The organism is Pseudarthrobacter woesei (assembly GCF_055412745.1).
Genome location: NZ_JBVAYU010000010.1, coordinates 61,448 through 87,110 on the forward strand (window position 1 = coordinate 61,448; position 25,663 = coordinate 87,110).

General features: G+C 67.9%; 24 protein-coding genes. 17 read left to right on the top strand and 7 right to left on the bottom strand.

Going from position 1 to position 25,663, the window contains the following annotated elements; genetic code table 11:
- Window positions 1-187: 187 nt before the first annotated feature.
- Window positions 188-2,539 carry an FdhF/YdeP family oxidoreductase gene (locus ACZYZE_RS14495; protein WP_463908400.1) on the top strand — a complete coding sequence of 784 codons (2,352 nt, stop codon included), beginning with the start codon at window positions 188-190 and terminating at the stop codon, window positions 2,537-2,539.
- Between the two features lie 253 nt (window positions 2,540-2,792).
- Here the strand turns inward: ACZYZE_RS14495 and ACZYZE_RS14500 are convergent, their stop codons facing one another.
- Window positions 2,793-3,110 (bottom strand): DUF6457 domain-containing protein, encoded by a 318-nt coding sequence (locus tag ACZYZE_RS14500; protein ID WP_459318019.1) that lies wholly within the window; start codon window positions 3,108-3,110, stop codon window positions 2,793-2,795.
- Window positions 3,111-3,236: 126 nt separating this feature from the next.
- A complete protein-coding gene (locus ACZYZE_RS14505) occupies window positions 3,237-4,217 on the bottom strand; it encodes a LysR family transcriptional regulator (protein WP_459318020.1) in 981 nt (326 codons plus the stop codon).
- Window positions 4,218-4,337: 120 nt separating this feature from the next.
- Between ACZYZE_RS14505 and ACZYZE_RS14510 the strand changes: the two genes are divergently transcribed.
- The 11 genes from ACZYZE_RS14510 (at window position 4,338) to ACZYZE_RS14560 (ending at window position 15,364) form a co-directional block, all read left to right on the top strand.
- Window positions 4,338-5,216 (top strand): FAD binding domain-containing protein, encoded by an 879-nt coding sequence (locus ACZYZE_RS14510; protein WP_459318021.1) that lies wholly within the window; start codon window positions 4,338-4,340, stop codon window positions 5,214-5,216.
- 5 nt (window positions 5,217-5,221) lie between these two features.
- Window positions 5,222-5,776 (top strand): (2Fe-2S)-binding protein, encoded by a 555-nt coding sequence (locus ACZYZE_RS14515; RefSeq protein WP_463908402.1) that lies wholly within the window; start codon window positions 5,222-5,224, stop codon window positions 5,774-5,776.
- Complete coding sequence (locus ACZYZE_RS14520) at window positions 5,773-8,166, top strand: aerobic carbon-monoxide dehydrogenase large subunit (RefSeq protein WP_463908404.1); 2,394 nt, start codon at window positions 5,773-5,775, stop codon at window positions 8,164-8,166. The genes ACZYZE_RS14515 and ACZYZE_RS14520 overlap by 4 nt, the downstream gene beginning before the upstream one ends.
- A 1-nt stretch (window position 8,167) precedes the next feature.
- Complete coding sequence (locus tag ACZYZE_RS14525; protein WP_463908406.1) at window positions 8,168-9,094, top strand: XdhC family protein; 927 nt, start codon at window positions 8,168-8,170, stop codon at window positions 9,092-9,094.
- Window positions 9,078-9,719, top strand: coding sequence for a nucleotidyltransferase family protein (locus ACZYZE_RS14530; protein WP_459318025.1), 642 nt, complete (start codon window positions 9,078-9,080; stop codon window positions 9,717-9,719). The genes ACZYZE_RS14525 and ACZYZE_RS14530 overlap by 17 nt, the downstream gene beginning before the upstream one ends.
- The gene (locus tag ACZYZE_RS14535) at window positions 9,716-10,639 is read left to right on the top strand and encodes an AAA family ATPase (RefSeq protein WP_463908408.1); all 924 of its coding nucleotides are present in this window, start codon (window positions 9,716-9,718) and stop codon (window positions 10,637-10,639) included. Before ACZYZE_RS14530 ends, ACZYZE_RS14535 begins: the two co-directional genes overlap by 4 nt.
- A gap of 34 nt (window positions 10,640-10,673) precedes the next feature.
- The gene (locus ACZYZE_RS14540; RefSeq protein WP_463908410.1) at window positions 10,674-11,882 is read left to right on the top strand and encodes a vWA domain-containing protein; all 1,209 of its coding nucleotides are present in this window, start codon (window positions 10,674-10,676) and stop codon (window positions 11,880-11,882) included.
- The gene (locus ACZYZE_RS14545; RefSeq protein WP_463908412.1) at window positions 11,882-12,643 is read left to right on the top strand and encodes an SRPBCC family protein; all 762 of its coding nucleotides are present in this window, start codon (window positions 11,882-11,884) and stop codon (window positions 12,641-12,643) included. Before ACZYZE_RS14540 ends, ACZYZE_RS14545 begins: the two co-directional genes overlap by 1 nt.
- Window positions 12,636-13,763, top strand: a complete 1,128-nt coding sequence (locus tag ACZYZE_RS14550; protein WP_463908413.1) for an XdhC family protein — start codon at window positions 12,636-12,638, stop codon at window positions 13,761-13,763. Before ACZYZE_RS14545 ends, ACZYZE_RS14550 begins: the two co-directional genes overlap by 8 nt.
- A gap of 52 nt (window positions 13,764-13,815) precedes the next feature.
- A complete protein-coding gene (locus tag ACZYZE_RS14555) occupies window positions 13,816-14,481 on the top strand; it encodes a DUF5134 domain-containing protein (RefSeq protein ID WP_463908415.1) in 666 nt (221 codons plus the stop codon).
- A 262-nt stretch (window positions 14,482-14,743) separates the two neighbouring features.
- Window positions 14,744-15,364 (top strand): L-threonylcarbamoyladenylate synthase, encoded by a 621-nt coding sequence (locus ACZYZE_RS14560; protein WP_463908417.1) that lies wholly within the window; start codon window positions 14,744-14,746, stop codon window positions 15,362-15,364.
- A 28-nt stretch (window positions 15,365-15,392) separates the two neighbouring features.
- Here ACZYZE_RS14560 and ACZYZE_RS14565 read toward each other — a convergent pair whose 3' ends face one another.
- Window positions 15,393-15,680, bottom strand: a complete 288-nt coding sequence (locus ACZYZE_RS14565; protein ID WP_463908419.1) for a hypothetical protein — start codon at window positions 15,678-15,680, stop codon at window positions 15,393-15,395.
- Window positions 15,681-15,966: 286 nt separating this feature from the next.
- Window positions 15,967-16,905: an AfsR/SARP family transcriptional regulator gene (locus ACZYZE_RS14570; protein ID WP_463908421.1), complete on the bottom strand. Its 939-nt coding sequence runs from the start codon at window positions 16,903-16,905 to the stop codon at window positions 15,967-15,969.
- Window positions 16,906-17,329: 424 nt separating this feature from the next.
- On the opposite strand from ACZYZE_RS14570, the gene ACZYZE_RS14575 reads away from it, so the two are divergent.
- The 3 genes from ACZYZE_RS14575 (at window position 17,330) to ACZYZE_RS14585 (ending at window position 20,384) form a co-directional block, all read left to right on the top strand.
- Window positions 17,330-17,593, top strand: coding sequence for a hypothetical protein (locus ACZYZE_RS14575; protein WP_463908422.1), 264 nt, complete (start codon window positions 17,330-17,332; stop codon window positions 17,591-17,593).
- Between the two features lie 565 nt (window positions 17,594-18,158).
- The gene (locus tag ACZYZE_RS14580; RefSeq protein WP_463908424.1) at window positions 18,159-18,665 is read left to right on the top strand and encodes an HtaA domain-containing protein; all 507 of its coding nucleotides are present in this window, start codon (window positions 18,159-18,161) and stop codon (window positions 18,663-18,665) included.
- 237 nt (window positions 18,666-18,902) lie between these two features.
- Window positions 18,903-20,384 carry a sensor histidine kinase gene (locus ACZYZE_RS14585; RefSeq protein WP_463908426.1) on the top strand — a complete coding sequence of 494 codons (1,482 nt, stop codon included), beginning with the start codon at window positions 18,903-18,905 and terminating at the stop codon, window positions 20,382-20,384.
- On the opposite strand, the gene ACZYZE_RS14590 is transcribed toward ACZYZE_RS14585, so the two are convergent.
- Window positions 20,332-21,042 carry a response regulator transcription factor gene (locus tag ACZYZE_RS14590; RefSeq protein ID WP_463908428.1) on the bottom strand — a complete coding sequence of 237 codons (711 nt, stop codon included), beginning with the start codon at window positions 21,040-21,042 and terminating at the stop codon, window positions 20,332-20,334. The two genes, ACZYZE_RS14585 and ACZYZE_RS14590, sit on opposite strands and share 53 nt — an antisense overlap.
- 150 nt (window positions 21,043-21,192) lie before the next feature.
- Window positions 21,193-21,441, bottom strand: a complete 249-nt coding sequence (locus tag ACZYZE_RS14595; protein ID WP_463908431.1) for a hypothetical protein — start codon at window positions 21,439-21,441, stop codon at window positions 21,193-21,195.
- Window positions 21,442-21,822: 381 nt separating this feature from the next.
- Between ACZYZE_RS14595 and ACZYZE_RS14600 the strand changes: the two genes are divergently transcribed.
- On the top strand, window positions 21,823-22,125 hold the full coding sequence (locus ACZYZE_RS14600) for a DUF4193 domain-containing protein (RefSeq protein WP_056426952.1): 303 nt from the start codon (window positions 21,823-21,825) through the stop codon (window positions 22,123-22,125).
- 120 nt (window positions 22,126-22,245) lie between these two features.
- Window positions 22,246-24,492 (top strand): putative bifunctional diguanylate cyclase/phosphodiesterase, encoded by a 2,247-nt coding sequence (locus ACZYZE_RS14605; RefSeq protein WP_463908433.1) that lies wholly within the window; start codon window positions 22,246-22,248, stop codon window positions 24,490-24,492.
- Between the two features lie 141 nt (window positions 24,493-24,633).
- Here the strand turns inward: ACZYZE_RS14605 and ACZYZE_RS14610 are convergent, their stop codons facing one another.
- Entirely contained in the window at window positions 24,634-25,629 is a 996-nt protein-coding gene (locus ACZYZE_RS14610) for a pirin family protein (RefSeq protein ID WP_463908435.1), read from the bottom strand.
- Between the last annotated feature and the right edge of the window lie 34 nt (window positions 25,630-25,663).

Consider the following 25,663-nt stretch of genomic DNA (forward strand, 5'->3'; position numbering starts at 1 on the left):
AGCGTGCCGCGGTCCGCCGTGGGCCGCGGAGAGACTCCGGTTTGGAACTGCAGTCCCGCCGTCGACACTTCTCCCCTGCGGCGCTCCGGGCCAACTGATAGGCCCACGACAGGCAAAAAGGTAGTGTGCTTATTGTCAGAGGAGCGCGCCGGCCGGAACAGCCGGCGTCCGCAGAAGGGAAGTTCACGTGACCCGTAAGAATCCGCAGGTTGAGGAAAACGACGAAAGAGACCTCGTGGTTGGAGACGGCCCAAAGGACTGGGCGGCCGGGATCCCGGGGGTGCTGCACTCCATGAAGCCCGCGATCGAACAGATGGGCCTGAACCGCACGCGCAAGACCGTCCTGGCAATGAACCAGAAGGACGGCTTCGACTGCCCCAGCTGCGCCTGGCCGGATCCGGGCCACCGCAAGGCGTTCGAGTTCTGTGAAAACGGCGCCAAAGCCGTCACCTGGGAGGCGACGCCGGTAGTCATCGGCCCGGACTTCTGGGCGGAACATTCCGTGAGCGAACTGCGGACCCGCTCCGAGTACTGGCTGGGCATGCAGGGCCGGCTCACCGAACCGGTGCACAAGCCGGCCGGCGAGGACCACTACAAGCCGGTCAGCTGGTCCGACGCGATCAGGATCATCGCGGACAAACTCACGGGCCTGGACTCACCCGACGAAGCCGCCTTCTACACGAGCGGGCGCACCTCGAACGAGGCTGCTTTCCTGTACCAGCTGCTGGTCCGCGGCTACGGCACCAACAATCTTCCGGACTGCTCCAATATGTGCCACGAATCCTCGGGCTGGGCGATGGGCCAGACCATCGGCATTGGCAAGGCCACCGTCTCCTTTGACGACTATGCCAAAGCGGACCTGATCATCGTCATGGGCCAGAACCCCGGCACCAACCACCCCCGTATGCTCACCGAGCTCGAGGCGTGCAAGGAGAACGGCGGGGAAATCGTCGCCGTCAATCCGCTCCCCGAGGCGGGCCTGCGGCGCTATAAGAACCCGCAAAAAGTCAAGGGCATCATCGGCCGCGGCACGGAGATCGCGGACCAGTTCCTGCACATCCGCATCGGCGGTGACATGGCCCTGCTGCAGGCACTCTCCAAGCGCGTGTTCGATGCCGAGGCCCGGAACCCGGGCACCGTGCTGGACCACGCCTTCCTGGCCGGGCACTGCGAGGGCCTGGCGGAGCTCAAGGAGCACCTCAGCGAACTGGATGAGCAGGCAGTGCTGGAAGCGACGGGGCTGAGCGCCGGGGACATCGATGAGCTCGCCGCCCGCTATCTGAAGGCCGACAAGGTGATCATCACCTGGGCCATGGGCATCACGCAGCAGAAGAAGGGCGTGGCGACCATCAAGGAGATCATCAACCTGCTCCTGCTGCGCGGCAACATCGGCAAGCCGGGTGCGGGCGCCTCCCCCATCCGCGGCCACAGCAACGTCCAGGGCGACCGCACCATGGGCATCTGGGAGCAGATGCCGCAGTCCTTTATGGAGGCACTCGGCGAGGAATTCGACTTCGAGCCGCCCCGCGAACACGGTGTCGACGCGGTGGAGACCATCAACAAGATGCGCGACGGCGGGATCAAGGCCTTCGTGGCACTCGGCGGCAACTTCGTCGGCGCCATCTCGGACACCAATGCCGCCGAGGCCGCCATGCAGAACACCGAGTTGTCGGTCCAGATCTCCACGAAACTCAACCGGTCCCACACGGTGACAGGCGCGGAAGCCCTGATCCTGCCCACCATGGGCCGGACCGAGATCGACATCCAGGAGTCGGGGCAGCAGTTCGTCTCCGTGGAGGACACGGTCTGCGCCGTCCACCCGTCCTGGGGCACCGTTGAGCCCGTCTCGCACCATCTGCTGTCCGAGCCGGCGATCGTCAGCCGCCTCGGCAAGGCGCTGGTCGGTGACAGGATCAAGGCCGATTGGGGCGGCTTCGAGAAGAACTACGACCTGATTAGGGACCATATTTCGCGGGTCGTGGGCGGCTGCGAGAACTACAACGAGCGGATCCGGCAGGAGGGCGGCTTCATCCTGGCGAACGGTCCCCGGGACTCACGCACTTTCCCGACGCCCACCGGCAAGGCCGTGCTCACGGTCAACGAACTGGAGCATGTGCAGAGGCCCGAGGGCACGCTGATCCTGCAGAGCATGCGCTCCCACGATCAGTTCAACACGACCATCTACGGTCACAACGACCGCTACCGGGGCATCAAGAAGGGCCGCCACGTGGTGTTCGTGAGTCCGGAGGATATCGCCGAGCTGGGCCTGGCCGACGGGTTGTTCGTGGACATCCGCGGCGAGTATAAGGACGGCGTGGAGCGTGTGGTCCGCAAGTTCCGGGTGGTCTCCTACCCCACCGCGCGCGGGTGTGCGGCCGCCTACTACCCCGAGGCCAACGTGCTGGTGCCGCTGAACCATACGGCCGAGGGCAGCAACACCCCGATTTCCAAGGCGGTCATTGTCCGGCTCGAGCCCAGCCTTGACCAGACGCCGGACGGCTCCGCACCCGTAGCCCCAGGGCCGGCCCGCTTACGGTAGGGCACAGGACCGGGAACCCCCGCCGGGGACATGCCCAGTGCCGGTCGCGGCCACTGGACATAGTGCCAACATGTCCATCCCTGCGGCCAGGCGGAGGGCATGTCCCGCGGGGTCCATCCGGCACTCGTCTCGGGCATGTCCAGTGCCGGTCGCGGGCACTGGACATAGTGCCAACATGTCCATCCCTGCGGCCAGGCGGAGGGCATGTCCCCCACAGCGGGCGGAAAAACCTGGCCTGGCGGCGCGTGGCTGGCTACTGGGCCCGCTTGGCCCAGCCCTTTTCGTCGGGGCCGCCGGATTCGCCGTCCTCGCACAGCTCGAGGACCTTGTTGGAGGCGGCGTGAACGGCTTCCTGGGTGCCCTTGCGGCCGTTCGTGGAGGCGGTGCCTGCGGCGTAGCCGACGATGAACGCGCTGATGGCATCCGCGTGCGGCCCGACAGCTTTCACGGATTCCTCCGCGACCTGGACGATCTTCTCGTGGTCGACTTCCAGATCAAGAATCTGCAGGGCCTGGATCAGTCGGCTGCTCCAGAGCCGCAGCGAGCTGTCTTCATCCCGGGGCAAAGTCATTACTACTCCTCTTCGTGGGGGCGTGAGTCGATCGTCTATCCCTCAAGGGGTAGCACCGACACCGCCGTTCTGCAACGCGACACGGGACCGCCCGGCATTCGGGAACAGATGCAGCCGCCACCGGCGCTAGCTCCACAGCGCGACGTGGAACTTCGATCCCCGGCGCTCGAGCCCGCGCGAGCCTCCGGGGGCGACCATGGCCGCGGTCGCGTCGGCGGTACTGACGAAGCGCTTAAGCGTCTGCGCCATTGTGGTAGTCCGGCGATGGTCGAGAGTGCTGGCCCACCACAGGCCTGAGACCGGTGTCCCGACGACGGGGATCCGGACCAGGGCACCGTTCTGGATCTCTGCCCGGACGATGTGGCCGAGCGCCAGCATGATGCCCTCCCCGGCCCGCACGGCGGCGAGAGCGTCGGTCTCGCTGCTGAGCCGGATAACGTCCGGTGCCACCGCCATCGACGCCAGCCAGCGGCCCTCCTCTGTGCTGTCCTGGATCCCGGCCGGTCCGGCAAACCACGGCCGGGCCAGCAGTTGCGTCACCGCAACCGGGCCGTGCAACCGGCCCAGCGGATCGGCCGGCGCCGCGACGAAGGCACGCTGGTAGCGCAGGAACGCCGTGGACTCCAGGCCGAGCTCCGTCACTGCGGTGCCGGCGGGCGCCGTCGGCCGCGCGCCCAGGGCAATGTCATAGGCGCGCTCCTGCAGGAGGGAGGCAAGGTCCTGCGCGGACTCGACGACGACGTCGACGGCGGCACCGGGGACTCGTGTGGTGAACAGGTCCAGCAGCCGGCCGGCGGCATGTTCGGCGAAGGACGGGGTGGCGACGATCTTGAGCTGCCCGGCGTCGTTCTTGGCGTTGGAAACCTCCCAGCGGGCCTGGTCGGCAAGCCCGATGATGTCCTGGGCGTAGTCGGCCAGGGCCCGGCCGCCGGGCGTCAGGGCAATCCCGCCCGCGGCGCGTACGAAGAGCGGGTCACAGAGGTCCAGCCGGAGCGCGGCCAGGGCGGAGGACACGGCCGGCTCGCTGACGCCGAGGGCCTCCGCGGCAGCGTGAAGGGAGCCCAGCCTGGCCACGAGGGCGAAGGTGCGGAGTTGGCTTAATGTCATCGACACAGCGTCATAACCTTTCGCTTATGACGATATTGACACTCCGTATCAGGCGGCGCAAGACTTGCCTCAAATCGGTGCTGCGCGACGTCGCCAGCGCCCTGGAGTGAGGTAGGGACTATGCAGATTCCGGCTCCATTCGACTATGTGCGGGCCACCTCAGTGGACAACGCGCTTGAACTCCTCTCGCGCCATGGCGCGGAGTCCAGGGTTGTCGCGGGCGGCCACAGCCTCCTGCCCATGATGAAGCTCCGGCTCGCCCGGCCCGAGTGGCTGATCGACATCAACGACCTTTATGAACTCGACTTCATCCTCCGCGACGGCGACACGCTGCGGATTGGTGCCATGACCCGTCACACCACATTGCTGGAGTCGGACGAGGTCGCCGGGATTTTCCCCATTGTCCGGGACGCCGAACGGGTCATCGCCGATCCGGTTGTCCGCAACCGCGGAACGATCGGCGGTTCACTCTGCCAGGCCGACCCGGCCGAGGACCTGTCCACAGTGTGCGATGTCCTGGGCGCGGAGGCAGTCATCCGCGGGCCGGGCGGCGAGCGCATCCTTGCCATGGCCGATTTCCACCGCGGCCCCTATGAGACGGCGGTGGGACAGGACGAGCTGCTGTGCGAGCTCCGCTTCCCGGTCCGTCCCCGCTCGGGCAGCGCCTACGAGAAGGTGGAACGCCGGGTAGGCGACTGGGCTGTCGGCGCGGCCGGCGCCGCCGTTACGCTCGCCGGGGACGGTACGATTTCCGACGCCGCCGTCGGACTCACCGCCCTCGGCCTGGACCACACCGTCGCGGAGGCCGCCACGGTGCTCCGGGGTCAACGGCCCGCCGAGGAGCTGTTCGTTGAGGCCGGGAGGCTGGCGGCGGCTGCCTGCGATCCGGTGGACGACCAGCGGGGCCCGATCGACTACAAGCGGCATCTCGCCGACGAACTCACCCGGCGGGTATTGCGGCTTGCCTGCGCCCGCGCCGCCCAGACCCAGGAAGGCTGAAGCGGATGCAGATCAGCATGACCGTGAACGGCAACGAAGTCACGAACGACATTGAACCCCGTGTCCTCCTCGTCCATTACATCCGCGAGGTCCTCTGCCTGACCGGCACCCACTGGGGCTGCGACACCACCAACTGCGGGACCTGCGTGGTCCTGATGGACGGGCAGCCGGTGAAATCCTGCACCGTGCTGGCCGCCATGGCCGCCGGGCACGACATCCGCACCGTCGAAGGGCTCGCCAGCGGCGCAACCCTGGACCCCGTCCAGCAAGGCTTTATGGAGGAACACGGGCTGCAATGCGGCTTCTGCACCCCCGGCATGATGCTGACAGCCCGCGCCTTGCTGGACAAGAATCCGCATCCGGACACCACCGAGATCCGGCAGGCCATTTCGGGACAGATCTGCCGGTGCACCGGCTACGCCACGATCGTCCGCTCCGTGCAGTGGGCAGCGGAGCACCCGGCCGGCGCAGACACCGCGAGCGCGGACACCGTCGGTGAAGCAATCGATGGCACGGACACGGTGCTCCCGGACATTCAAGACGCAGAGGTGAAGGCATGACCGTCATCCACGAACGGCCCAGCAACCCGGCGGCCGGCGACGAGGACCGCCCCATCGGCTACGGCCGAATCCAGCGCAAGGAAGACCCGCGTTTCGTCCGCGGCAAGGGCCACTACCTGGACGACATCGTCCTGCCCGGTATGCTGCACGGCGCCATCCTGCGGGCTCCTGTGGCGCACGCCCGGCTCGTGTCGATCGACACCACCAACGCCCTTGCCCATCCGAAAGTCCTTGCCGTCATCACCGGAAAGGACCTGCTCGGCCTCAAACTCGCCTGGGCCCCCACCCTCTCCGCGGATGTCCAGGCGGTCCTCGTGACGGACAAGGTTCGGTTCCAGGGGCAGGAGGTCGCGTTCGTCGTGGCCGAGGACCGCTACGCCGCCCGTGACGCCCTGGAGCTGATCGACGTCGAATACGACGTCCTGCCCCCGGTGATTGACGCCCGGAAGGCCCTCGACGCCGATGCCCCCGTGATCCGCGACGAGATCGAGGGCCGGACGGACAACCGCATCTTCGACTGGGAAATGGGAGACAAAGCCGAGACCGAGGCCGTGTTCGCGAGCGCCGACGTCGTTGTCAGCCAGGAGATCGTCTACCCCCGCGTCCATCCGGCCCCGATGGAAACCTGCGGGGCCATCGCGGACTTCGACGCCGTCGACGGCAAGCTGACGCTGTACGAAACCACCCAGGCCCCGCACGCCCACCGCACCCTGTTCGCGATCGTCGCCGGCATCCCGGAACACAAGATCCGTGTGGTGTCCCCGGACATCGGCGGCGGCTTCGGCAACAAGGTCGGCATCTACCCCGGCTACATCCTCGCCGTCGTCGGCTCGATCGTCACCGGGCGGCCGGTGAAGTGGGTGGAGGACCGGTCGGAGAACCTGATGTCCACCTCGTTCGCCCGCGACTACATCATGCAGGGCGAGATCGCCGCCACTAAGGACGGCAAGATCCTCGCGGTGCGGACCAACGTGCTGGCGGACCACGGCGCGTTCAACGCCACCGCCCAGCCGACCAAGAACCCGGCCGGCTTCTTCTCCATCTTCACCGGCAGCTATGACCTGGTGGCCGCTTACTGCAGCGTCACGGGCGTGTACACGAACAAGGCGCCGGGCGGCGTCGCCTATGCCTGTTCCTTCCGTGTCACCGAGGCCGTTTACCTCGTGGAGCGGATGGTGGACATCCTTGCCCGCAAGCTGGAGATGGATCCGGCCGAACTGAGGCTGAAGAACTTCATCAAGCCGGAACAGTTCCCCTATGCCAACAAGACCGGCTGGGTCTATGACTCCGGCAACTACGAGCCCGCCATGCGGCTGTCCATGCAGATGGCCGGCTACGACGAGCTCCGGCGTGAGCAGAAAGAGAAGCGCGGGCGCGGCGAGCTGATGGGGATCGGAATCTCCTTCTTCACCGAGACCGTGGGCGCCGGGCCCCGCAAGCACTTCGACATCGTGGGCCTCGGCATGGCCGACGGCGCCGAGCTACGCGTCCACCCCACCGGCAAGGCCGTGGTCAGGCTCTCGGTGCAAAGCCAGGGCCAGGGCCACGAGACCACCTTCGCCCAGATCGTCGCCGAGGAGCTCGGCATCCCGCCGGAAGACATCGACGTCGTCCATGGCGACACGGACCAGACACCGTTCGGGCTTGGCACCTACGGGAGCCGCTCGACGCCGGTCAGCGGCGGCGCCGTCGCCCTTGTGGCGCGGAAGATCCGCGAAAAGGCGAAGCTGATCGCCGCCGCCATGCTGGAGACCCGGCCGGAGGACCTCGAGTGGGAGAAGGGGCGCTGGTTCGTCAAGGGCGACCCCGGCGTCGGGAAGACCATCGCCGAGATCGCCATGGGCGCCCACGGCACGGTTGCCCTGCCCGAGGGGGTCGACGGCAACCTCGACGCCGAGGTGACCTACGACCCGCCGAACCTGACGTTCCCGTTCGGAGCCTACATCTGCGTGGTCGACGTCGATCCCGGCACCGGGCATGTCAAGGTGCGGCGCTTCATCGCGGTGGACGACTGCGGCACGCGCATCAACCCGATGATCATCGAAGGCCAGGTGCACGGCGGGCTGACCGACGGCGTCGGGATGGCCCTGATGGAGATCATCGAGTTCGACGCCGACGGCAACTGCCTCGGCGGGTCCTTTATGGACTACCTGATCCCCACGGCCATGGAGGTGCCGGATTGGGAGACCGGGTTCACCGTCACCCCGTCCCCGCACCACCCCATCGGCGCGAAAGGCATCGGGGAGTCCGCCACGGTCGGCTCGCCGCCGGCAATCGTGAACGCGGTCGTTGACGCGCTGGCGCCCTACGGGGTGGCACATATGGACATGCCCTGCACCCCGGCCCGGGTCTGGGCCGCCATGCAGGGCCGCGCAAGGCCGCCGATCTGACATGGCCCCGACCGTTGAGTCCCTTACGGCCCGGGCGAATGAACTCGCCTCCCGCCGTGAGCCGTTCGTGCACGCCACGGTGGTCCGCGCCCAGCGGCCCACCAGCGCCCACGCCGGGGATACCGCCCTGGTGCTTCCCACCGGGGAGATCCAAGGATTCGTGGGCGGAAACTGCGTCGAAGCGTCGGTGCGGGAGTACAGCCTCCAGGTGCTCGCGTCCGGAGAACCGCTCCTGCTCCGCGTGATCCCCGGCGAGCCCTCGCGCAGCACCGAGGAGGGCGCCGCCGAGGTCTCGAACCCGTGCCTCAGCGGCGGCGCCATCGAGATCTTCCTGCAGCCGCGCATCCCCGCGCCCCGCGTCCTGGTGGTCGGCACGACGCCGGTAGCCCAGGCTCTCGAGACGCTCGGTTCCGGCGTCGGCCTGGCCGTGGAACTCACCGACGGGGAATCGGCGTCGCCCCGGGCAGACGATGCGGCACTGATCGTTGCCTCCCATGGCAAGGCCGAGGAGGTCGCCCTCGAGGCAGCCCTTCGAGCCGGAGTGCCCTATGTAGCGCTGGTGGCCAGCGCGACGCGGGGCGCCGCAGTGCTGGACTCGCTCGAGATTGACGCGGAACAGCGCTCACGGGTCTTCACCCCGGCCGGTCTGCAGCTCGGGGCCCGTACCCCGGGCGAAGTAGCCCTCTCGATCCTGGCCCAGCTCATCCAGGAACGGGCCAGGACCCGGCACGGGGCACCACCCGCCGCGCCGGTTGCCCCGGCCGAAGCGGCCCCCGGCACCGCGATCGACCCGGTCTGCGGAATGAGCGTCGCCGCCGCGGAGTCGTCGCTGCATGTTGTGCACAACGGGGTCACCGTGTACTTCTGTTCGCCCGGCTGCCGTGCCGCTTTCCGCAAGGATCCGGAGCATTATGCCCTTGGCACCTGAGCCGTCACCCCCAATACCCAGGACCGCCGGCCTGATCCTGGCGGCCGGAGGATCCCGGCGTCTCGGCCGGCCCAAGCAGCTGCTGCCCTACGGCGGTGGCGTACTGCTCGAGGCCGTCCTGGCCACCGCCCGGGACTGCGGCTTTGAGCAGACGGTCCTGGCGCTGGGAGGCGCGGCCGCGGAGGTGCAGCGCAGTGTCGACACGAGCGGATGCGACATTGTGGTCAACCCCGACTTCGGTGAAGGCTGTTCCTCCTCCGTTGCCACAGGAATGGCCGTGCTGCACCCGGACACCGATGCCCTGGTCCTCCTTCTCGGGGACCAGCCGGGGGTCAGCGCCGCGAATGTGCGGGCGCTCCTTGACGTGCTCTTCACCGGGCCGCCGCCAGACCGGCCCGGCATCGCGGTGTGCCGCTATGACGATGGCCTGGGCCATCCCCTGGCGTTTTCCAAGGCGCTCCTGCCCGAGCTGTCGGCCCTGCACGGCGACAAGGCGGTCTGGAAGCTGCTGGAACAGCGGGCGGACGACGTCGTCGAGCTGACTGTGCCCGGCTCCGTCCCGCTGGACGTCGACACGGAAGAGGACTACCGGCGAATCCTGGCCGAGCGGGACGGTGTGCTGTGAACACGGCGGCGCGGACCGGCGCGGAGGAGGACGTGCAGCGCAGGGTTCCCGATGTCCCCGCGCTGATGGCGGCGCTGGACAAGAACGACTACCTCGCCGACGTCGGACTGGCCACGGCGCTGTTCCTCGCCGTCCGGCTGCCGCAGCCCATCCTGCTGGAGGGCGAGGCCGGCGTGGGCAAGACCGAGGCCGCGAAAGCCCTGGCAGAACTCCTCGATACACCGCTGTACCGGCTGCAATGCTACGAGGGGATCGACGCCGGTGAGGCCCTCTACGAGTGGAACCATCAGCGGCAGCTCCTCGGAATCCGGCTGGCCGAGGTTCACGACGCCACCGTGACCGAAGCCGATCTGTTCAGCCCCGAGTACCTGCTGCGGCGGCCGCTGCTCCAGGCGATCGAGCATCCCGGCCCACGCCCGGCGGTTCTGCTGCTGGATGAGATTGACCGGGCCGACGCCGAGTTCGAAGCGTTCACCTTTGAGTTGCTGGCCGAGGCCGCTGTCAGCATCCCTGAGCTTGGCACCATCCGGGCCACCCATCCGCCGATCGTGATCCTGACCTCCAACCGGACCCGGGACCTGCACGATGCCCTCACCCGCCGCTGCCTGTATCACTGGATCGACTACCCCGGACCGGACCGGATCGCGGAGATCGTGCGCCGCCGGGTGCCGGCCAGCAGCGGCCCGCTGGCGCTACAGGCCGCGGCCGTCATCACGAAACTGCGCGGACTGGACCTTGCCAAGCCCCCGGGGATCTCGGAGGCCATCGACTGGGTGTCCGCCCTCGCCGTGCTGGGCATCAATCGCGTTGACGCCACGACGGCGGAGCGGACCTGGGGCTCGATCGTCAAGAACCGGGATGACCTGGAGCTGGTCGGCGCCCGCGGGGCCGACTGGCTGGTGGACGGCACCGGTGGCTGAGGCCGTGCCACCCCCGGCGGTGGAGACAGCCACCTTGTCCGCTGCCTTCATCACCGCGCTGCGCCGCGCTGGGCTCTCCTGCTCCCCGGACGGTGCGGTCCGGCTGGCCGAGGCCCTCCGGCTTGTCCCTCCGAGCGACGTCGAAAAGCTCTACTGGACGTCCCGGGTGGTGCTGGTGTCCACGCGCGGGCAGCTCCCGGTGTTCGACGCCGTCTTTTCGGCCGTGTTCCGCGGCGGTTTCGACCCCGCCGCCCAACCCGCCGGTCCCGGGGCGCCGGCCGCTGCGCCGTCGGCAGGGTACGACGAGGCCCGCACGAGGCCCTCCCCCGCAGACAACCGCGCTACCCAGGCTGCCCCCGCCCGGCAACAGCCGCATCCCGCGCTTGCCTCGGCCGGGCCGGACAGTTCCGGGGACCGTGACACTGCCGAGCGGAAAGCCGTCCTGGCCATGGCCTCGGCCGAGGAGCACCTGCACGGGATGGCCTTCGCGGAGCTTTCCCCCGAGGAAGTCCTCGAGATCAGGCGGCTGGCGTCCCGGCTGCTGCTCGCGACGCCAACACGGCTGAGCCGCCGCACCCGAAAGTCCGCCCACAGCAGCGCCCGGCTGGACGTCCGCGCCACGGTCCGCGCGGCCCGGCGCTCCGGCTCCGACACCACCCGGCTGCTCTACGCCCGGCGTCGTGAGCAACGGCGCAAACTGGTGATGCTGTGCGACGTCTCGGCCTCAATGGAACCGTACGCGCGGGTCTTCGTGTCGCTGGTGCAGGGCGCGGTGGCCACTGCCGGGGCCGAGGCGTTCGTGTTCTCCACGCGCCTGACCCGGCTGACCCGGCAACTGTCGCTGCGCGATCCTGACGAGGCGCTGGCCCGGGCCGCCGCTGCAGCCCCCGACTGGGCCGGAGGCACCCGGATCGCCGACAGCCTCCGCCGTTTCGTGGACGAACACGGCCGCCGCGGGCTGGCGCGCGGTGCGGTGGTCGTGATCTTCTCGGACGGCTGGGCCCAGGAGGATCCGGGCCAGGTGGCGGCGCAGATGGCCCGGCTCCGGCGCCTGGCATACCGGATCGTCTGGGTGAACCCCCGCAAGGCGGCTCCCGGCTACGAGCCGCTGGTGGGCGGCATGGCGGCGGCCCTGCCCTACTGCGATGCCTTCGTTAGCGGACACAGCTACACGGCTTTGACCGAGGTGGCGGCCGCAATTCGCGGCGACGGCCACTCATCACTTGAGAGAAGGACGGGCTAATGCAGATTGACAGCACATTCTCGGTAGTCGCACCGATCGACAGGGTCTGGGACGCCCTCATGGATTTCGAACGTGTGGCGGGCTGCGTGCCCGGCGCCCAGATCCTCAACAAACTCTCCGACGACGCCTACCAGGCCGGCATGACCGTGAAGCTGGGCCCGGTGAACATGCAGTACAAGGGCCTGTTGAACGTCATCGAGCGCAACGCCGCCGAGCACCGGGCCGTCCTCGGCGGCAAGGCGCAGGAAACCCGCGGCCAGGGCACCGCCGCGGCTACGGTGACCCTGTCGCTGACCGAAGAGGCCGGCGGCACCACGAAGGGCACGGTCGGCGCCGACATCGCGCTCTCCGGCAAGGCTGCAGCGATGGGCAAGGGTGTGATCGGCAGCGTCACCGAACAGATGATGGCCCTCTTCGCCAGCAACCTGCAGGCAATGCTCGCGGAGCCGGCCCCGGCGGCAGAAGCTGCCCCGGCCTCCCCGTCCGCCCCCGCGGATGTCGCCGCGCCCGCTCCCGCCGCTGCCGCTTCGGCTGCGGCAACCACGACGGCAACCACGACGCCGTCGTCCCCGGCTCCCGCCGCCTCCGGCAGCCTCGACGCGCTGAGCCTCGCGAAAGGCATCGCGGCGGACCAACTCTCCAACCCCGGCAAGGTCCTGGCCATCGTGGCGGTCGTGGCCTGCGTGGCCTACTGGGCCGGCCGGCGGTCGGCGTTCCGGGTGATCAAGCTATACGGAAAGCTGAAGGCCGCCGATGCGTGATGTGCTCGCGGCCCTCATGTCGGGCTGGCAGAAGGGAAGCACCGCGGGCCTGGCCACCGTTGTGAGTACGTTCAAGTCCGCCCCGCGGCTCCCCGGGGCGGCCATGCTGGTCACCGCGGAGGGCGAAGCCGCCGGCTCGGTTTCCGGCGGCTGCGTCGAGGGCGCGGTGTACGAACTGGCAACCCGGGTCAGGGAGGATGGCACACCGGTCCTGGTGCGCTATGGGATCAGCGACGACGACGCCTACGCCGTCGGCCTGACCTGCGGCGGGATCATCGACATCTTCGTCGAGCCGGTCTCCAGGCGGAGCTTCGCGGAGCTGGACGCTGTCAGGGACGACATCGCCGCCGAACGGCGGGTGGGGGTCGCCACAGTGATCGAGCACGCGGACAGCGGCTGGCTTGGCCGGCACCTCGTTGTGCGGCCGGACGGCTTCGACGGCAACCTCGGCTCCGAACGGGCCAACCAGGCCGTGGGCGATGACACCCAGGGGCTGCTCGCCGCGGGCCGCTCCGGGGTCCTGAGCTACGGGCTCGACGGCGAACGGCTGGACTCCGGGATGCGTGTCTTCTTCGCCAGCTACGCCCCGCCGCCGCGGATGCTGGTCTTCGGGGCGATCGACTTCGCGTCGGCGCTCGCCCGGCTGGGAGCCTTCCTGGGTTACCGCGTCACGGTATGCGATGCCAGGGCGATCTTCGCCACCCCGGCCCGCTTCCCCGACGCGGCCGAAGTCGTCAACGCTTGGCCCCACCGCTACCTGTCCGAGCAGCTGGACAAGGGACTCGTGGACGAGCGGACCGTGCTGTGTGTCCTGACGCATGATCCGAAGTTCGATATCCCCTTGCTGGAAGTGGCTCTGCGCGGCAGCCCGGTCGCCTTCATCGGGGCCATGGGATCTCGGCGGACCCATGAGGACCGGATCTCCCGTCTGCGAGAGGCAGGACTCGGCGACGATGAGTTGTCCCGGCTGCACAGTCCGGTGGGGCTGGACCTGGGTGCCCGTACGCCCGAGGAAACCGCCGTGTCCATCGCCGCCGAGATCATCGCGAGGCAATGGAGCGGGAGCGGGGAACCCCTGCGGCAACTCGACGAGCGGATCCACCACGACGAGCTGCACTGATCCGGCACTGGTGGCCGGGCCGTGTGGATGAGGCAGGAGCGATGAGGTAGCGGTGATTGCCGACGAAGCCCTCCGCTGGGCCATGGCCGCGCTGCTGCTGGGAGCGGCGTCCTATGCGGCGTTCCGGGCCGGCAGGAATCAAGCGCCGGCCGTGCGGGTCGACTACGGGCTCCATGCCCTGATGATGACCGCCATGATTCTTATGCTCTTCCCCGGCGTCAGCGGCCCTGCCCTTCCCCAGATACTCGTGTTTGTGCTGGCCGCCTGGTGGTTCGTCATCCGCGCCGCGGCCCTGGCCCCGCATGGTTCCGAAGGGGTGGCTGGTGCCGAACCGGGACACTCCGGCCGCGGCCGGCCCCTCTACAACGCCCTCGCTATGGCCGCCACGGCATACATGCTCGCGGCCATGGACCTCAGCCGGGCGCACGGTGCGGAAGCCGGCGGTGCCGGGGCTGGCGGAGTCCCGGGTCAGACGGCGCATCACATCGGCGCCGCTGGCTGGCTGCCACTGCCGGGATCAGGACAGGACTGGTCCAGCCGGCCTGCGCTCATCCTGGCCGTTGTCTTTGGGGCGGCCGGAGCCGCGTGGGCCGTGCACCTGCTCCGGGGGCTCCGTCCTCACGCCCTCATGGGCCGGGGCCGGGGCCGGGGCGACACGATCCTGGAACTCGTCGGGGCGGCGTCGATGGCGGTCATGTTTGCGGCGCTCGCAGGCTGACGCCGGCGACGTCGTCCGGCCAGTGGACGTGGCGAGCGAACTTGAGCCGGGCGAAACTGCGCGGGCGAACGACAACGCGGGCGAACGGCGTGTGCTGCACCAACGGTGGCATCGAGGCCGCACTGGACCACTGCGACGTCGCAACTACGGCTGCGCTCAGCCACGAGATCCACGGCGTCGTTGTCGGTATTGCCGTCAGCTCGAGAAGCGGGTTCGGCCAGCGCCGAGGCGGCCGGACCGCCGTCGGGCGTAAGCTCGTGGGATGGCGAGATACTTCGATGTTCATCCCGAAAACCCCCAGGCGCGCTCCATTCTCCAGGCGGTCGAAATCGTGCGGGGAGGCGGCCTCATCGCCTATCCCACCGACTCCTGCTACGCCCTGGGCGCCCAGTTGGGGAACAAGGATGCCCTGGACCGGATCCGGGCGATCCGCCACCTTGACAACAAGCACCACTTCACGCTGGTCTGCAAGGACTTCGCCCAGTTGGGCCAGTTCGTGCAGATCGACAACGATGTGTTCCGGAGCATCAAGGCAGTGACGCCTGGCAGCTACACGTTTATCCTGCCCGCCACGAAGGAAGTTCCACGGCGGCTGCTCCACCCCAAGAAGAAGACCGTCGGAGTGCGGATCCCGGAAAACCACGTAGTCCAGGCCCTGCTGGCGGAGCTGGGCGAGCCCCTCCTGTCCAGCACGTTGCTGTTGCCGGATGAGGAAGAACCGCTGACGCAGGGCTGGGAGATCAAGGAGCGGCTGGACCACGTGGTCGACGCCGTGATCGACTCGGGCGACTGCGGGGCGGAGCCGACCACCGTCATCGACTACTCCAGCGGCGTGGCAGAAATCGTCCGGCGCGGCATGGGCGACCCGTCCCGCTTCGAGTAATCGTTTCGGGAAAAACTGCCCGACGGCCCTATACGGGTGCGGTGCCCGCAGGTGCCCCGCCGCGCTGCTGCCGGTTCCGCAGCCAGCGTTGGGTCAGGTCAATGGCGGCCAGGATTCCGGCGACCGGCGAGAGGACGGCTGCGCTGTAGACGAACAGCAGCCACGTGATCGTGATCAGCAGCGTCTGGTTGGTGCTCAGCAGCGACAGTCCGCCGAACAGCCCCAGAGCCCAGAACAGGACCACGCCGGACAGCACCGCCGCAGCGGGAAAGTACTCGTTCGTGACGGCACTTTTCAAAGTTCTCAAGGTTTTCATGGACCCTCCTCCTGCCTCGCGGTGGGGAAAAGTCCGCCGGGCTCATACTAAGTATGGGCCCCGTCGGGACCGGATTTTCGACGAATGCGGACCACGTGATCAAGCTAACTCCGCGACGCCCGCGGCGCTCAATGCCGGCGCCCGGGCGGCCCGGATTGGAGCATGGAGCCCGAGGTGCTGTCCCCTGTACGCGGACCCACGACGGCGTCCGGGGCCCGCCGCGGCCCGCGTGCCCCGCCGGCAGCTGGCGCGGCCTTTCCCGGCGCCTGCCCAGGGGAAGGCTCGTTCAGACGGCGGCGCGGACCCGCTGAAGGAAGGAATCCAGGACCCGGCCGGCATTCTCCTGCATGCGGCGTGAATCCGGCACCCCCGGCTGCGGGCACTTGGGACCATGGAGCCGGTCACCGAGGTAGAGCAGTGCGGCCAGGACCTCGGAGAGCTCGGTGTTGCCCTCGGCGCGCTGCCGCAGGAGCCGCAGGTGCGCTGCCCGGAGGGCTGGTCCCGGTGCGCAGCCAAGATCGCGGTCGAAGAGCCGTCGGCAGCGGTCGTAGGCTGAGAGGCCCTCAACCGGGAGCCCCGCCTGTTCGTAGCCGGCCACAAGCACCGTCCATGCCCGCTCGTTGAGCGGCTCGGAGCGGACGGCCGCCTGGGCCAGCTGGATGGCGACGTCGGGTTTGTCCAGGAAGGCGGCGGTTTCCGCCGCGAAGATCTGGGCTGCCACCTTTTCGGCCGCATGGCGCGTCCGGGCCTCGTCGGCCCAGTCGGCCACCAGCTCGAATCCGAGCAGCGGCTCGGCGGCGAGTTCCAAAGCCTGAAGCAGCAGCGCGTGCGCCTCGGCTGGCGCGGACTGGCCTGCAGCGCGCACCAGCCGATGGAAGTTCGACAGGTCCAGGTCCACGAGCTGCGGATCCAGGACGTAGCCGCTGTTAGCTGTGCGGAGCGGTCCTGTTTTGGTGTGGCCGGGCTGGATGGCCCGCCGGATGCCGCTGACGTAGCTCTCCAGGGTGGCGACGGCGCCGTCAGTGGCGCTGGCACCCCAGAGGATTTCGATCAGACGGGTCTTGGAGACGGGCGTCCCCAGATTGAGCAGGAGAATTTCAAAGATGTGCCGGGGCTTGCAGCCGCCCATGTCTGCGGCGGTGAGCGTCGTCCCTTCACGGTTGATTTCGAATGTTCCGAAAAGCCTTACCGAAATGGCGGGTGATGAACCGCTTAAATGTTCCACGATGTTCTCCGATTTCCCCAGGTAAAACGAACCCAATCGCAATTTAGGGAGCCGAATCCTCAACGGAACTATGCAGTGCTGAGATGCTGTTCCTTCCGGCTTCCACTGAAACCGTGACATGCCAAAAGGGGCACAACAAGCAATGAAACTACCCGTTCTTTACTGAAAGGAAAAGTCGGGTACACCGGGAAGTACTGCCGAGTAAGCGGCGGAACGGATTTTGCAAGTACTTGTCCGGCCTGCCAAGTAGCGCTACGCCGCTGGGAGTTGCGGTATCAAGTACCAGCCCGTCGGGCGGCAAGAACCGACGATAGCGCAGCCCAGGCTGCTTTCCTCCCCGGATCCGCCCTGCCAGCTTTTCGAAAGGGCCCGCCCGTACGGTCGGAGCGGCCGGCAGTTCTCTCCAGCGCAGGAAGGCGCGGACATGAGTCACGCAATTCCGAGGGGAGCCCTCGCCATGACCTCGGTGTGGACAGACTGCCCTCATGGTTGGACCCTTGATGACTCCTACGCCAGGCTTGGCGGCGTGATCCGCCGGATCACGGACCGACGGCGGCCGGCCCGCTGGTGCGGACCCGGAGACTACGCAGAGGATCTCCTGACCGCGGGCGCCTGGCGAAATCCATTTCTGGACGCGGCATCCCCGGGTGCACCGAAGTCCCCGCGGATTTCCATCTACAACGGCTAATTGCTGTCCATAATGCGCCCAATTAGGGTCAACACGAGCGCTGTTTCGCTGGAATACCAATATCCCCGTTGAGAATCTTCATCTTCATGCTGTGACGTAAAATTCAGCGTTCCGGCGTGATTTCGGTCATCTCTTCAGGGACGGCCACGGCGCGCAATTCGATCCCGTCGCGCGGTACGGCAAGCTCCAGGGCGCACCAATGGCCTCCGCGAATAGCAGCTTTTGCAGGTTCTCGGCATTTGCCACGGTTTTCTGCCCAGTGCCAACACCCAAGGGCACATCGCCGGCCAAGACCGGCCCCGGCGGCGGCGGTATTCATGCCCCAGGGGGCTGCCGACGGCAAGACCGCGCGAGGAGGTGTCCGTCGGAGGTAACAGGACACCGGATCCGGGGCCGGATCCTGCCGTTGTGTCCGGCGCCGGCGGACATCTCGATCGCCGCGACGTGGGCGTGAACGTCATCGCAACGCTCCCGGATGTCCGGGCACCGGGTTGTGGTTCACGCCGCCGGCCGTCCGCCGCTAGGCTCAGGAGGAGACCAGCCTTTCAGCCACAGGAGAACCTTCGTGAACCCAGTGTCCGCTTCAACCGATCCGATGCCTCCGCTGGGCCTGAGCTGGGGCATCAAACGGAGCTTTATCGACTACATCGGCAGCCTGCCGGACGGGTCTGTTTCGGCGGCCGACGGCGCCACTGTGCTTGAATCGGGCCTGTTCTGCTTCGCCGCCGCCGCCGCCTCCGACTACGACGCCGCCCGCGGGACAGGTGTGCTGCGCTTTCTGGGCGATGTCCGCCTCTCCGGCCACCACGGGATGCTGCTGGTCCGGCTGCTGGATCCCTGGATCACTTTCAGCGGCGGCAGCGGGGTCCTGTCCATCAGCACCGGTGACGGCGGCGGCCAGGACCGCACGACCGTAGCCTTCGTGCGGGCCGCGGCGCCCATCGACGTCGCGGGATCCCTGATTTGGGAGCACGTGGACGTCGTCATCTCGCCGGAAGGATCGGAGCTGTTCGACGGCCAATACGCCGCCGGCCAGCCGATGGACCCGCTTTTCATCCGCGTCAGGATATAGGCGCCGCCGCCGTTCGCCGGGCGCACGATGACCGGCCGCACACTGGTTGAGGAGAGCGTGCGGCCGGTAGCCTGTCGTGGTTCGGGAAACGCGTCCCGTATCCAGTTGAACTTCGTCGTGTACTAACTGTGCCTGATAGCACCTGAGAGGACGCTGAGAAGCAGGGGTCCACGCGGGCGTGAAGAAAAGTGCCCTTCGGCTGTTGTCCGGAGCCCGCCGTTGCCCCATTCTTGGAACATGGACCAGGCCCCGTCCGATTCCGCGGACGTTCGGCCCCAGCGCGGCCGGAACCGCTGGGGCGTGCGCAAGCGCGCAACCGCGACCGCCGTCGCCGTCGTGGCGATGGCGCTGCTGGTCGGTGGCCTGATCTGGCTGGTCCTGCTGCAGACCACACTGACCGCGTCGACCGAAGCGTCGGCCCGGCAGAAGACTCAGGATGTCATCGCCCAGCTGGCCGTGGACCAAGACATCGAGGATGCGATCGAATACATCCTTTCGACCGGATACGCGGGCCAGTTCGTTCAGCTGCTGGGTCCCAATGGTGATGTCGTGGCGGGTTCCGAGCCCAAGATCGCTGTCAAGCCCCTGTCGGCCCTTCGTCCGGGACCGGGACAGACCGTGGTCCAGGACGTGTCCAGCCTCCCGAACATCGGCAACAACGACGACTTCCATGTGACCGCTGCCGGCACGCGGCTGGGCACCATGGACTACACGATCGTCGTCGCCTCCTCGGCGCAGGTCCAGGCTGACACGGTCGCCACGGTGGCCTGGCTAATGCTCGCCGCCATGCCCCTCCTGCTGGCCGTCGTCGCCATCGCCATGTGGTTCCTGGTGGGACGGTCCCTGCGCCACGTCGAAATGATCCGGGGGCAGGTGGCGCGGATCAACGCCGAAAGGCTCGACGGGCGCGTCGACGTCCCGCCCACGAGGGACGAGCTGCAGGCCCTCGCCCAGACCATGAACACGATGCTGGACCGGCTGCAGGCCTCGGACCGTGAACAGCGGCAGTTCGTCTCCGATGCCAGCCATGAACTGCGCAGCCCCCTGGCGACCCTGAGCGCGGGCGTGGAGATTGCCGCCGCGGATCCGTCCGGTGCGATGTGGATCCAGATGAAGGACGTCCTGTCCGGCGAGACAGCCCGCATGCGCTACCTTGTGGAGGACCTGCTGACGCTGGCCAAAGCCAACGACGGCGGTCTCAGCATCGAGTCCGCGGATGTGGACCTGGACGACGTCGTAGAGCAGGAAGTCCGCCACCTGCGCTCGGCGGGGCAGCACCAGGTCACGGCCGATCTCGCCCCCGTCAGGATCAAGGGAGATGCCCGGCGGCTGGCGCAGGTGCTGCGCAACGTGCTCGACAACGCGGACCGCCATGCGCTGTCGCGGATCAGGATCAGCCTCCGCACCGGCCCCGAAGGAGCCGTCGTGTCAGTCGACAACGACGGCGATCCGATCCCCGAGGCGGAGCGGCAACGGATCTTCGAGCGGTTCGTCCGGCTCGACGAGAGCCGGTCCAGGGAAGGCGGCGGCAGCGGACTCGGCCTGGCCATCGCGGCCGGGATCATGGCGGCGCATCACGGGACCATCCGGGCCACCGAGAGCCAGGCAGGTGACTGTCGTTTTGAAATGGTGTTCCCGCTGGCCGAGATCCCGGTTCCCTCCCCGGTCACGCCCCCGGCTGCCGCCCTGCCGCGCGCTCAGGGATCCGGCCGGCACTAAGCAGATACCCCATCCCCCGCACCGTGGCCAGGCTGTTCACTCCGAACGGGGCGTCGATCTTGCGCCGGAGGTAGCCGATATAGACCTCCACCACGTTGTCCCCGCCGTCGAAGGCGGAGTCCCAGACGTTGTCCAGGATCTCCGTCTTTGAGACGATCTGGTCGTGCCGGCGCATCAGGTACTGCAGCAGCCCGTACTCCCGCGCCGTAAGGCTGATCAGGGTTCCGCCCCGCCGGACCGTGCGGTCCACCGGGTCCAGGGTCAGGGTACCCAGCGTCAGCACGACGGGCCGCTCGGGAGCTCCGCGGCGGATCAGCGCCCGGATCCGAGCCACCAGCACCAGGAAGCTGAACGGTTTTGTCAGGTAGTCGTCGGCGCCGAGGTCAAAGGCGTCCGTCTGGTCATATTCGCCGTCCTTCGCTGTGAGCATCAGCACCGGAGTCCAGACCTTCCGCTGCCGCAGTTCCTTCAGGACGTCATAGCCGTTCTTCAGCGGCAGCATGAGGTCGAGCAGGATGACGTCATAGGCGTTCTCGGTCGCGGCAGACAGTCCGCTGACTCCGTCGTGGGCAACGTCGACCACGAAGCCCTCGTGCACCAGTCCCCGGCGTACCGTCTCTGCCAGGACCTTCTCATCCTCCACCATCAGAATCCTCATCGGGGGACTCCTCTCCTCAGAGACAGTATGCCGCCTCCGGGCCTCCTCTTCCGCCTCAGGACCACGTTGATGCAGCCGTCTTCCCCTCTGGAACATCTCAGAGGCGGAAGCGGCACCGCCGAGCGGGACGGACCGATCGCCCCCGCCGGCCTAGGGAAGCTCCGCGGCGGATCCGAAGAGCCAGCCCGTAACATCACTGCGCAGGACCAGATGCGGGCCCCCGGTGAGGCTGACGCTGCCATTGGGAACGTAGTACCCGCGCCCGGCGCCCGGCCCGCCGGCGGCCCGGTCCAGCGCATCGGTGAGGTGTCTGGGCAGGTGCCCCTGGGGGCCGAGGGCCCGCAGGCCATCAAGTTCCTCCGGGGTGAGCCGCCCCAGCACTGCAGCAATATCGGCCATATTGGATCCCTTCTGGCGGATGGTGCCTGAGGAATCAGCCTAGGCTCGGGGCATTAACACGGTGTGAAATCCGGACGACGATCACGGAACAGATAAGCAAGGGCAGTCAGAGTGGTCCTGCCGTGTTCGAAAGAGAGTGTGCCCAGGATACGGGTCCCCGCGCGGCGACCGTCCGGCCTTCCGTCACCGCTTCTGTGCAGTGAGGCAGTTCAAGGGTAGGCTTCCGGGGCGTGCCGCAGCCGGCACGGATCCTGCCCCCCCCAATCGACGGTGTCGCGAGCGTCACTGCACGCATGGCCCCTACACCCGGCAAATTAACGGTTGGATGCTGTACCGTTCAATCCCGGGAAACTCAGAACAACGGAATCGAGAATCAACCAGGTGGCAACCGACTATGACGAAGTTCGATCCGACGTCGCGGAATCACGCAACGCCTCTCTGGAGGCCCTTCGCTCCGCGAATGCGCCGGACGCCCGCAGCGTCACCCGTGAGCTCGATGAGGCTGACACCTCTGAAGGCGTAGAACTGCCGGGCGCGGACCTGTCCGGCGAGGAATTGACGGTAACCGTCATTCCGCAGAAGGAAGACGAGTTCACGTGCTACTCGTGCTTCCTTGTCCGGCACCGCTCCCAGCTCGCCCGCGAGAAGGCAGGCCACTCGTACTGCGCTGACTGCATGAGCTAACGTCACGTCCGCTTCACAAACGCGCCACGACCCCGGCCGACATGTCCGGCGGGAGGGCGTTCGGATACGCTCCTCATTGACGATGCGGCACGTGCCGGCACGCGGCCGGAGGCGGGAATCATGCGGAACTGGACCACCAAACCGGAGGGCCAGCCTCCGATCGCTGCTGACGCCCCCGCTGACGGCCAGTATGTTACCGAAAGCTCCGGCACCGGCACATCCGGTACCGGGGCTTTCGACGTCGGCCCCGGCGCCGGACGCGCCAGGCGCACCTGGAGCCTGAAGCGCGAATGGTCCAAAGCCTTCGCCCTTATGCTGGTGGCACTGCTGGTCGGCGCCTTGGCCACGATTGTTGGGGTCCGGGGCGTTATGGACCAGGTCCAGGAGGCAGCCGCGCAGCTCCACCGCGAGTCGGATATCGTCGCGGAACTGCGCTCCGCCCTTGATGCCCACGAACAGACCGGTCATCAGCTCCTGTCCGACACTCCGGCCGACCGGACAACGTTCCTCCAGCAGCAACAAGACATCTCCGGCCGCTTCGATGACGCCGTCCGTCTCCTGCCGGCAGAGCGGGACATGCAGTCCATGGCGATCACGGCCCGGGCACAGTGGCAGAACGGCCTCGCGGAACACGGCCTGTGGGGCAGCCAGGTGCAGACCCTTGCAGGAAACCGTGTGGCCGGGTCTCCGGCCCTCGCCGCGTCCGGTGCCGGCGTCCGTGCGCTGCTGGACGGAATCCAGCGCGCAGCCCTTGAGTCGATGGACGCCGGCCTGGCGTACAGCGCCGAACTCCAGCAGATCGTGATCGCGGCCCGCAGCGCACTCTTCGGGCTGGCCGCGGCGGGTGTGGTGTATTTCCGGAGCCGGATGGTCAAATTCCTGATCCGGCCCGTGGAAGGCCTGCACCACGGCGTGCTCAGGCTGCAGTCCGGCGACTACAGCCACCGTATCGACGTTATCCGCCGCGACGAGCTCGGCGAGCTGGCCGAGGCCTTCAACGCCATGGCCGCGACCGTCCACGACAGCCATGCGGCTCTGACCCACCGGGCCACCCATGACTCCCTCACCGGGCTGGCCAACCGCGCGGCGTTGACGGAACGCCTCACGGCGTCGTTCAAGCCCGGCGCGGACCGCCGGTCCCGGCACGAGGGGCTGCTGATCATCGACGTCGACGATTTCAAGGACGTCAACGACTCACTGGGGCACGAAGGCGGCGACGCCCTGCTGATCCAGCTCGCCGGACGGCTCCAGGGCTGCGTGCGCTCCCAAGACCTTGTCGCCCGCCTCGGCGGCGACGAGTTCGCAATCGTGGTCATGGACGACGGCGACAGTTCCGTCACCGGGGAGATCGCCGAACGGATCCATGACGCGCTCCGGGTGCCGTTCCCGGTCGGCGAAGTCCGCCTCAAGGTTTCCGTCAGCATGGGCGCTGCCCAGAGACGGCACCAGACCGGCGACCCCGCAGAGCTGCTGCGGCAGGCTGACTTCGCAATGTACACCGCCAAACACGGCGGCAAGGGCCGCTATCAGCTCTTCGACGCCGAGGGCTACGACAAGATGGCGTACCGCGCTGTCCTCCGTGCCGATCTGGCCACGGCGGTGCCCGCGAGGCAGCTTCGGCTCGAATACCAGCCGGTGGCCGATCTGCGTACCGGGGAGATCCTTGGTGTTGAAGCCCTGGTGCGCTGGGAACATCCCACGCTCGGGCGCCTTGAGCCGGCCGAGTTCATCTCCCTTGCCGAAGAGACCGGGGATATCGATGCGATCGGCTGCTGGGTGCTGACCACCGCGAGCCGCCAGGCCGCCGCCTGGCGCAGATCGATAAGCCACTGCAAAAACCTCTGGGTTTCCGTCAACCTCTCGACGCATCAACTGCCCAGCCGCCGGAACCTGGCCGCGATCGAAAGCATCCTGTCGGATCCCGCAGCCCAGGCGGACAGGGTGGTCCTCGAAGTCACGGAAACAGCACTCGCAAGCAGCGTCGACGGCGGTGTCACCGCACTCCGCCGGTTGAAAAGCTTCGGCGTCCGCATTGCCATCGACGATTTCGGGACTGGGTTCTCGTCACTGAGTACGCTGGCGGAGCTCCCAGCGGACATCCTGAAGATCGACCGCTCGTTCCTGTCGGGGCAAGGTTCGGATGCGGCGTCGGCGGCCATGCTCGAAGGCATCCTCGGCCTGGCCCGGAAGCTCGAGCTCGATGTGGTCGCGGAGGGCATCGAAGACCCCGCACAGCTGGCCCTGCTCCGTGGCCTGGGCTGCCGCATGGGGCAGGGTTACCTCCTGGCCCGGCCCGGTTCTTCCCCGGTAATTGAGGCGCTGCTCGCTTCGGGCGCCCGGCTCCAGCCGGCGGCCGGCGCGGCATAGGCCTCGTGCCGGCGCCAGTTCGCTGCTGCGGGCGGACCCTAGAGAGTAGTAGGCGTTCGTCACGAACGGGGTGGGACACGCGCCAGACCTTTGGGCCGCCGATCCCAAGGGCCAGACCCCGCAACAGCTAAGACCCCCGGGTCAGCCGCGGGGGCGCATCCGGACGGTAGGGAGAACCGGTGCCGGCAGCGGTGCGGGATCCCCCGCCGGGAAGGTGCCAAAGCGCGGGCGGCCGACTCCGCCGCTGGCCTCGGCCCGGATTTCGGCGCCGATCTCGGCCTGCCATTGGGCCCGGTACTCGACGATCTCCTCGTGGCTGCGGCCGACAAAGTTCCACCACATCACGATCTTTTCGCCGAGGGGTTCCCCGCCGATCAGCAGCAGGCGCAACGGTTCGACGCCGGCGGTCAGGGTCAGCGAGGCGCGTCCGGCCGGCAGGTAGGCCAGGTGGTCCTTGGAGACGGGGTGCCCGTCCAGGCCGGGGGTTCCCTCATCCACCAGCACGCCGTGTTCGAAGCCCGCTTCGATGTTTAGCGTCAGTGTGGCCCCGGCGTCGAGGAGGATCTCGGCCCCCAACAGGGGAGTGTGGGTGGTGATCGGCGACGTGGAGCCGGCCAGGGACCCCAGGAAGACACGGATCGTCCAGCCTTCCCCGCCCAGAGGTTCGGGGCGGTAGTGCTCGAACGTGGGTTCCATCTGGCGGGCGGTGTCCGGCAGGGCGACCCAGAGCTGTGCGCCGTGCAGGACCCGGGTGGCAGGAGTTGAGAACTCTGAGTGGCTGATTCCGCGGCCGGCGGTCATCAGGTTGACTTCGCCCGGCCGCACGGCGGCGTGGAAGCCAGCCGAGTCGCGGTGTTCGATCTCTCCGGTGAAGAGCCAACTGACAGTCTGCAGCCCGGTGTGCGGGTGCCGTGGAACTCTCATACCGCCGGTCTCCCCGATACGGTCCGGGCCGTAGTGATCCAGGAAGCACCATGCCCCGATCAGGCTGCGCTGGCGCTGGGGAAGGGTACGGCGCACATCCATCGCCCGCGGGCCGCCCAACGGAACCTGCCGCGGAACCAGAATTTCCACACCACCGCAGCTGGTGTCGGCCTCGCAAAGGATTTCCTGGGGGGCAACTTCGGTATTGCTCATGAGGACAGCCTAGCGCCGCCCAAACACCGCGGCC

Coding starts and splice junctions, on each gene's coding strand:
- ACZYZE_RS14590 (WP_463908428.1), bottom strand. CDS start 21,042: ATGAGGATTCTGATGGTGGAGGATGAGAAGGTCCTGGCAGAGACGGTA.
- ACZYZE_RS14605 (WP_463908433.1), top strand. CDS start 22,246: ATGCGGAACTGGACCACCAAACCGGAGGGCCAGCCTCCGATCGCTGCT.
- ACZYZE_RS14520 (WP_463908404.1), top strand. CDS start 5,773: ATGACCGTCATCCACGAACGGCCCAGCAACCCGGCGGCCGGCGACGAG.
- ACZYZE_RS14560 (WP_463908417.1), top strand. CDS start 14,744: ATGGCGAGATACTTCGATGTTCATCCCGAAAACCCCCAGGCGCGCTCC.
- ACZYZE_RS14565 (WP_463908419.1), bottom strand. CDS start 15,680: ATGAAAACCTTGAGAACTTTGAAAAGTGCCGTCACGAACGAGTACTTT.
- ACZYZE_RS14595 (WP_463908431.1), bottom strand. CDS start 21,441: ATGGCCGATATTGCTGCAGTGCTGGGGCGGCTCACCCCGGAGGAACTT.
- ACZYZE_RS14585 (WP_463908426.1), top strand. CDS start 18,903: ATGGACCAGGCCCCGTCCGATTCCGCGGACGTTCGGCCCCAGCGCGGC.
- ACZYZE_RS14515 (WP_463908402.1), top strand. CDS start 5,222: ATGCAGATCAGCATGACCGTGAACGGCAACGAAGTCACGAACGACATT.
- ACZYZE_RS14545 (WP_463908412.1), top strand. CDS start 11,882: ATGCAGATTGACAGCACATTCTCGGTAGTCGCACCGATCGACAGGGTC.
- ACZYZE_RS14610 (WP_463908435.1), bottom strand. CDS start 25,629: ATGAGCAATACCGAAGTTGCCCCCCAGGAAATCCTTTGCGAGGCCGAC.
- ACZYZE_RS14500 (WP_459318019.1), bottom strand. CDS start 3,110: ATGACTTTGCCCCGGGATGAAGACAGCTCGCTGCGGCTCTGGAGCAGC.
- ACZYZE_RS14510 (WP_459318021.1), top strand. CDS start 4,338: ATGCAGATTCCGGCTCCATTCGACTATGTGCGGGCCACCTCAGTGGAC.
- ACZYZE_RS14525 (WP_463908406.1), top strand. CDS start 8,168: ATGGCCCCGACCGTTGAGTCCCTTACGGCCCGGGCGAATGAACTCGCC.
- ACZYZE_RS14550 (WP_463908413.1), top strand. CDS start 12,636: ATGCGTGATGTGCTCGCGGCCCTCATGTCGGGCTGGCAGAAGGGAAGC.
- ACZYZE_RS14530 (WP_459318025.1), top strand. CDS start 9,078: ATGCCCTTGGCACCTGAGCCGTCACCCCCAATACCCAGGACCGCCGGC.
- ACZYZE_RS14505 (WP_459318020.1), bottom strand. CDS start 4,217: ATGACATTAAGCCAACTCCGCACCTTCGCCCTCGTGGCCAGGCTGGGC.
- ACZYZE_RS14575 (WP_463908422.1), top strand. CDS start 17,330: ATGAGTCACGCAATTCCGAGGGGAGCCCTCGCCATGACCTCGGTGTGG.